Origin of the sequence: Desulfobacter sp. UBA2225 (assembly GCF_002348205.1) — a bacterium.
Classification (GTDB): domain Bacteria; phylum Desulfobacterota; class Desulfobacteria; order Desulfobacterales; family Desulfobacteraceae; genus Desulfobacter; species Desulfobacter postgatei.
This window is the reverse complement of the sequence record NZ_DDYV01000208.1, coordinates 1-6,433: the sequence shown is the minus strand read 5'-3', so window position 1 is coordinate 6,433 and position 6,433 is coordinate 1. Positions and strand designations below refer to the sequence as shown.

6 protein-coding genes are annotated in these 6,433 nt (G+C 51.2%); all 6 read left to right on the top strand.

Annotation, left to right across the window (positions count from 1 at the left end):
• A partial coding sequence (gene hypF, locus B3D59_RS10475) for a carbamoyltransferase HypF (protein WP_286819609.1) occupies window positions 1-1,676 on the top strand: 1,676 nt, incomplete at its 5' end.
• Between the two features lie 9 nt (window positions 1,677-1,685).
• Complete coding sequence (gene hypD, locus B3D59_RS10470) at window positions 1,686-2,774, top strand: hydrogenase formation protein HypD (RefSeq protein ID WP_286819608.1); 1,089 nt, start codon at window positions 1,686-1,688, stop codon at window positions 2,772-2,774.
• Between the two features lie 17 nt (window positions 2,775-2,791).
• Window positions 2,792-3,805 carry a hydrogenase expression/formation protein HypE gene (gene hypE, locus B3D59_RS10465; protein WP_286819607.1) on the top strand — a complete coding sequence of 338 codons (1,014 nt, stop codon included), beginning with the start codon at window positions 2,792-2,794 and terminating at the stop codon, window positions 3,803-3,805.
• Between the two features lie 115 nt (window positions 3,806-3,920).
• Window positions 3,921-4,283 carry an RNA polymerase-binding protein DksA gene (dksA, locus tag B3D59_RS10460; RefSeq protein WP_286819606.1) on the top strand — a complete coding sequence of 121 codons (363 nt, stop codon included), beginning with the start codon at window positions 3,921-3,923 and terminating at the stop codon, window positions 4,281-4,283.
• A 28-nt stretch (window positions 4,284-4,311) separates the two neighbouring features.
• Entirely contained in the window at window positions 4,312-5,871 is a 1,560-nt protein-coding gene (rnc, locus tag B3D59_RS10455) for a ribonuclease III (protein ID WP_286819605.1), read from the top strand.
• A gap of 6 nt (window positions 5,872-5,877) precedes the next feature.
• Window positions 5,878-6,433 (top strand): radical SAM protein (locus B3D59_RS10450; protein WP_286819604.1); only part of this gene is annotated, 556 nt, incomplete at its 3' end.

Below are 6,433 nucleotides of genomic sequence, written 5' to 3'. Positions count from 1 at the left end.
TCAAGGGGCTGGGCGGGTTTCACCTGGCTGTGGATGCCGCCAATGAGACGGCTGTTGAAATGCTGCGCCAAAGAAAAAAACGCCCCCATAAACCTTTTGCCTTGATGGCGGCCTGGGATTCTTCCCTGTTTCACCATGTTTGCATGGATGGGGATGAAAAAGCGCTGCTTTTATCCTATCACCGGCCCGTTGTATTGTTGAAAAAAAAGGCCTTGTCCAAATCCGTGAGCACAGTTCCGGCTCCGAATCTGGCCCCGGACAATCGTTGTCTTGGTATCACGCTGCCCTATACACCGCTGCACTATCTGCTTGTGGAGAAGGGACCCGATATTCTGGTCATGACCTCGGGGAACCGGTCCGGCGAGCCCTTGTCCATTGACAATGCACATGCCCTGGATGCCTTTTCCCATATTGCCGACTATTTTCTGCTCCACAACCGGGATATATACTTTAGGGCCGATGACTCCATTGCCAAAATTCAGCAGGGTAAGGTGCGGTTTCTGCGCAGATCCAGGGGATATGCCCCCCTGCCTGTGGATATCACACCGCCTGTAAAAGACGGGTTTGCCAATATCCTTGGTTGCGGGGCGGGTATGAAATCCACCATCTGTCTGACCAGGGAGCACTACGCCTTTTTAAGCCCGCACATCGGGGATCTGGAATCGGTGCAGGTCCATAATTTTTATAGCGCCACCATTGAACATATGCAAAAAATCCTGGATATCCAGCCGGTGTGTGTGGCCCATGACCTGCATCCGGGATATTTTTCCACCCGGTTCGCCAAAATGCTTAGGCGTCAGGGCCTGCCCCTGATAGGGGTTCAGCACCACCACGCCCATGCCCTTTCCTGCATGGCGGAAAATCATCTGGACGGCAAGGTGCTTGCCCTGACGCTGGACGGCACCGGCCTGGGGACGGACGGTCACATCTGGGGTGGTGAAGTCCTGGCCTGCACCTATGAAGGGTTTGAGCGGCGGGCCCGGCTCAATTACCTGCCCATGCCCGGAGGGGATGCGGCGGTGATGGAACCCTGGCGCATGGCGGTCTCCCTATTATATAAGGTATATGGGTCAGGAATAATGGATCTGGATATCCCCTTTGTCCGGTCTCTTAATAAATCCAAGCTTGCATTTTTAACTCAGATGATGGAACAACAGGTGAACAGTCCGATGACATCCAGCACAGGACGTTTGTTCGATGCCGTATCCGCCCTTTTGATGCTCTGCCACGAAATCTCCTATGACAGCCAGGCAGCCATTGCCCTGGAGGCGGCTGCAGATTTTGAAGACTCCGGAACGGCGGCTTATCCCTTTGACATGAAAACCGGGGCTGACGGCTGCCTTATTATGAATTCCGGGCTATGGGTACGACAGATGGTAACCGATATCAAACGTGGTGTGCCCCGGGGCCGGATTGCGGCCCGGTTTCATCTGACATTGGCCGGCATGATGGTGGATGCGGCGGAGATGGTTGGTCAGAAAACCGGCCTTGACCGGGTGGTTCTGTCCGGCGGGGTGTTTAACAATGATACGATTTTTTCCCAGATAACCCGTATGCTTAAAACCAAGGGCTTTAAGGTATATACCCACAGTATTGTTCCCTGCGGGGATGGCGGCATTGCCCTGGGTCAGGCCATGGCAGCCGGGGCCCTTCAAGGCAAAATGAATGGAATTTAAAGGTTTTTCATGAGTTTGACATATAATCAGGAATTCAAAGATCCTGAAATTTCAAAGGCCCTGGTGGCCCGTATCCGTGCAAAAAGCAGCCGCCCGTTGCGGATAATGGAAGTGTGCGGCACCCATACCATGGCCATTTTTCGCTACGGCATCCGGTCTGTACTGCCCGACACGATTACCCTTTTGTCAGGCCCCGGCTGTCCCGTGTGCGTAACCGCCCAAAAGGACATTGACGCCTATGTAATGCTGGCACGCAGACCTGATGTGATCCTGACCACCTTCGGTGATCTGATGAAGGTGCCGGGATCCGGGTCCAGCCTTGCTGCGGAAAAAGCCAAGGGTGCCGATGTCCGGATGGTCTATTCCATTTTTGACGCCCTGTCCGTGGCAAAGGAAAATCCGGACAAAGAGATAGTCTTTTGCGCAGTGGGTTTTGAGACCACCATTCCGACCATTGCAGGGGCGGTACTCACAGCCAAAGCCCAGGGGATAAATAATTTCAGCGTTTATTGCGCAAACAAGCTTACTCCGCCGGCATTAGCCGCGCTCATGGAGACCGACGGCGTGGAGATAAACGGATTTATTCTGCCCGGGCACGTATCGGTGATCACAGGGCCAGACGCATTTGCCCCGACCTTTGAAAAATACCGGATACCTGCGGTGGTGACAGGATTTGAACCTGTGGATATCCTTAAGGCCGTACTCCTGCTGGTGGAACAAAATGCCTCCCAAACACCCAGACTCGTAAATGCCTATCCCCGGGCCGTGGCTGATGCCGGGAACCCCAAAGCCCGGGCAATCATGGATCAGGTGTTTGAAAAGGCTGACGCCCTCTGGCGGGCGATTGGCAATATTCCGAATTCAGGCATGGTCCTGAGAGCCTCGTTTCATGAATTTGACGCTGCCAGAAAATTTGATATCTCGATTCCGGATACCCCGGAGCCGGCCGGGTGCGACTGCGGCCAAATTTTAATGGGACTGAAACGACCGGACCAGTGCCGACTGTATAAAAAAGCCTGTACCCCCATCCACCCTGTGGGCCCCTGCATGGTCTCCAGTGAAGGGGCCTGTGCGGCTTTTTATAAATACAGCAGATAAGATACAAGGAACATACCATGAACGATAATGATACAATCCTTCTGGACCACGGTGCCGGGGGCAAGGTTTCCCATGCCATGTTTTCGGAATTGATTTTGCCTTTGTTCGATAACCGACTATTGGCGAAACAGGACGATGGCGCAATTTTTGAAGTACCCGCGGGGAAGCTTGCTTTTTCAACGGATTCCTATACTGTGGACCCCATCTTTTTTCCCGGCGGGGATATTGGTGAACTTGCCGTGAACGGTACCGTCAATGATGTGGCCATGTGCGGGGCAACCCCTTTATATATATCAGTCGGGCTTATCATTGAAGAAGGCATGAAAATTTCCGACCTTAAACGCATCCTTCAATCCATGGCCGGAGCTGCCAAAAAGGCAGGGGTCCGGATAGTCACAGGCGACACCAAAGTGGTGCCCCGGGGAAAGGTTGATAAAATATTCATTAACACCTCCGGGATCGGACTTATTCCGGCCGGGGTCAATGTATCGGGTGACAAGGCGAGACCCGGAGATAAAGTGATTGTTTCAGGTACAATTGCCGATCATGGCGTCACCATCTTGAGCGAACGCGAAGGGCTAAAATTTGATTCAGATATAAAAAGCGATTCTGCCCCCTTAAACCACATGGTCAAAGCGGTGCTGGAATCAGGCTGTTCGGTTCACGTGCTGCGGGATCCCACCCGTGGAGGCGTTGGTACAACATTGAACGAAATTGCCGTCCAGTCAAAGGTGGGCATCCAGCTTTTTGAGGACCGTCTGCCGGTGCGCGGTCCGGTCCGGGGCATTTGCGAACTTTTAGGGTTTGACCCCCTCTACCTGGCCAATGAGGGCAAACTCATCGCCATTGTACCTGGAGCGGATGCCAAGAAGGTGTTGGATATTATTCGCCGGGATGAATTCGGCAAAGAGGCTGTGATTGTCGGAGAGGTTACAGATCAGGACCCCGGCCGGGTGGTGTTGGAAACGCTTATCGGCGGCACCCGGATTGTGGATATGCTAACCGGCGAACAGCTGCCCCGGATCTGCTGATTTAAATAGGAAATCCAGATATTGACAAAAACGCTTTACAGTAATAGCATATCTACATATAATAATAAACTTTGTAGGTGTCGTGCAAAATCTATTTTAAGAAAAGGACAACACGATGAAACAAGAAGATCTGGATTATTTTAAAGCGTTGTTAACTGAACGGCTCAATGAATTGCTTTCCCATGCCGACACAACCGTTACAGACATGACCCAGCCCAAGGAGAACTTTGCTGATCCTACGGACCGGGCATCTCATGAGGCGGACAGAACTTTTGAACTGCGCATCCGGGACCGGGAACACAAACTGATTAAAAAAATAAAAAAGGCCTTGGAACGAATTGAAAACGGTACATTCGGCCAGTGCGAAAGCTGCGAGGAGGATATTTCCATAGAACGGCTCAAAGCCCGGCCGGTGACGACCCAGTGCATCACCTGCAAAACCCGTGAAGAGAACATGGAGAAGGCTCTGGGAATTTGATTTCCCCTCTTAGGCTTTACAGCAGGATTTGATCGATCTTCACACACATTCCACTGCCTCGGACGGGTCTCTGACGCCCAGACAGATCCTTGATTTGGCCAGAGACACCGGCATTGAGGCAGTTGCGCTGACTGACCACGATACCGTTGCCGGAATTCTGGAAATAAAAGATATTGTTCATTCATATCCGGTTGAATTTATCACCGGTGTTGAAATTTCGTGTTCTCCTCCGCCTGAGTTCAAATCCCTTGGCAGCATTCATATGCTTGGATATGGGTTTTCTGTTTATGACTGTGGATTGAACGATGCCCTGACTCGTGCGGCAGAGGCCAGGGCCAACCGGAATCCCAAAATCATTGAAAAACTTAATGCATTGGGATTTGACATTACCCTGGACGAGGTGGAACGTCGCTTTGATGCCAGCCAGACAGGCCGCCCCCACATTGCCGAACTGCTTGTGGAAAAAGGATACGTGTCTGATTTTCGCCAGGCCTTTGATCTTTACCTGGGTAAAAATAAACCCGCCTATGTTGATAAATTTAAAATTTCCTGCAAAGAAGCCATCCGGCTGATTCTTGATGCCGGTGGTCTGCCGGTTTTGGCACATCCGGGTATAATTGATTTTCAACGTCCTCATGATCTGGATACCTTTGTGAATCTGCTGGTCGAGGACGGGCTTGCAGGCATTGAAGTCTATTATTCAGGACATGACTCAGCCCTGCGACAACATCTGTCTGAAATTGTACACAGTAAAGGACTGGTGGCTACGGGGGGGTCTGATTTCCATGGCAGCTTCAATAAAGGCGTGGATCTTGGCCGGGGCAGAGGCAATTTGAATGTAGCCATGTCCGTGTTCAAAACATTGAACGAACGAGTACTGGAAATCCAGGCCGCTCCCCGTCTGGATCTGCTGGAACAAAACCTTGATTACCGATTTAAGTCCCGCGCCTTTTTATCCAACGCCCTGTGCCATCGCTCCTACCTTAATGAAAATCAGAATACCTGCGATACGGATAATGAGCGCCTTGAGTTCCTCGGCGATGCCGTGCTAGGGCTATGTGTGGGGCATCTGCTGATGGAAAGCGATCCTTTAAAAAAGGAGGGTGACCTTTCCCGGCTGCGCTCAAATCTTGTGAGTGAAACAGGACTGGCGAACATTGCCCGCAGGATTGATTTGGGCCGCTTTATTAAGCTGGGTAAGGGAGAATCTCTTTCAGGGGGCAGTGACAAAAATTCGATTCTGTCAGATGCCTTTGAGGCTGTGGTTGCAGCTGTGTACTTGGATGCCGGATTTGAAAGAGCACAAACCATGGTGAACCGTCTTTTTCAAGAACCCGTGCAACAGGTTCTGGCCTCATCGGATTTCATTGATTATAAAAGCGGTCTCCAGGAATTTACCCAGGAGCATTTTGGCAAAACCCCGGATTATGCCCTTGCAAAAGAGAGGGGTCCTGACCATGACAAAACGTTTGAGATCTGCCTGAATCTGGATTCGATTTCCACCATGGGTACCGGTAAAACCAAGAAAGCTGCTGAACAGGATGCCGCCAAAAAAGCGTTGGCTATTTTGAACCGGAATTTTGATTAAGCCTTTATGTCCCCGCCCCTGGTAATCCCTTTTTTTATTCCCCACCAAGGATGCCCCCATTTATGCGTATTTTGTAACCAACGCCTGATCGCAAAACAGACGTCCGAAACGCAAAGGTTTGACAATGAGACCGAACGTCTGTCAGATGCTATCCATACCTATCTTCAGTTTAAAAAAAATCGTTCCCGGGTGGAATTGGCTTTTTTCGGCGGCAATTTTCTTGGACTGGAAAAATCCAGAATCCTTACACTGCTTAAGGCGGTACAGCCATGGATTCGGCAGGGCCAAATCCATGGTATTCGCTGCTCCACACGTCCGGATACTATCTCTCGCCAGGTTATAGACCTTGCCCGGCCACTTGGCCTTGAAACCGTAGAACTGGGTGTCCAGTCCATGGATGATCAAGTACTTGCCCTGGCCGAAAGGGGGCACACAAGTGAGGATACCCGCAAAGCCCTGGCCCTGCTTAAGGAAAATGGCCTTAAAACGGGGGTGCAGGTGATGGTTGGACTGCCCGGGGATGACGATTACGGTGCTGTACGTACAGCAAAGGAACTATCTG

What these genes read in the sequence shown, in the direction of transcription:
- hypD (WP_286819608.1), top strand. Translation starts at nt 1,686, where the DNA reads ATGAGTTTGACATATAATCAGGAATTCAAAGATCCTGAAATTTCAAAG.
- hypE (WP_286819607.1), top strand. Translation starts at nt 2,792, where the DNA reads ATGAACGATAATGATACAATCCTTCTGGACCACGGTGCCGGGGGCAAG.
- dksA (WP_286819606.1), top strand. Translation starts at nt 3,921, where the DNA reads ATGAAACAAGAAGATCTGGATTATTTTAAAGCGTTGTTAACTGAACGG.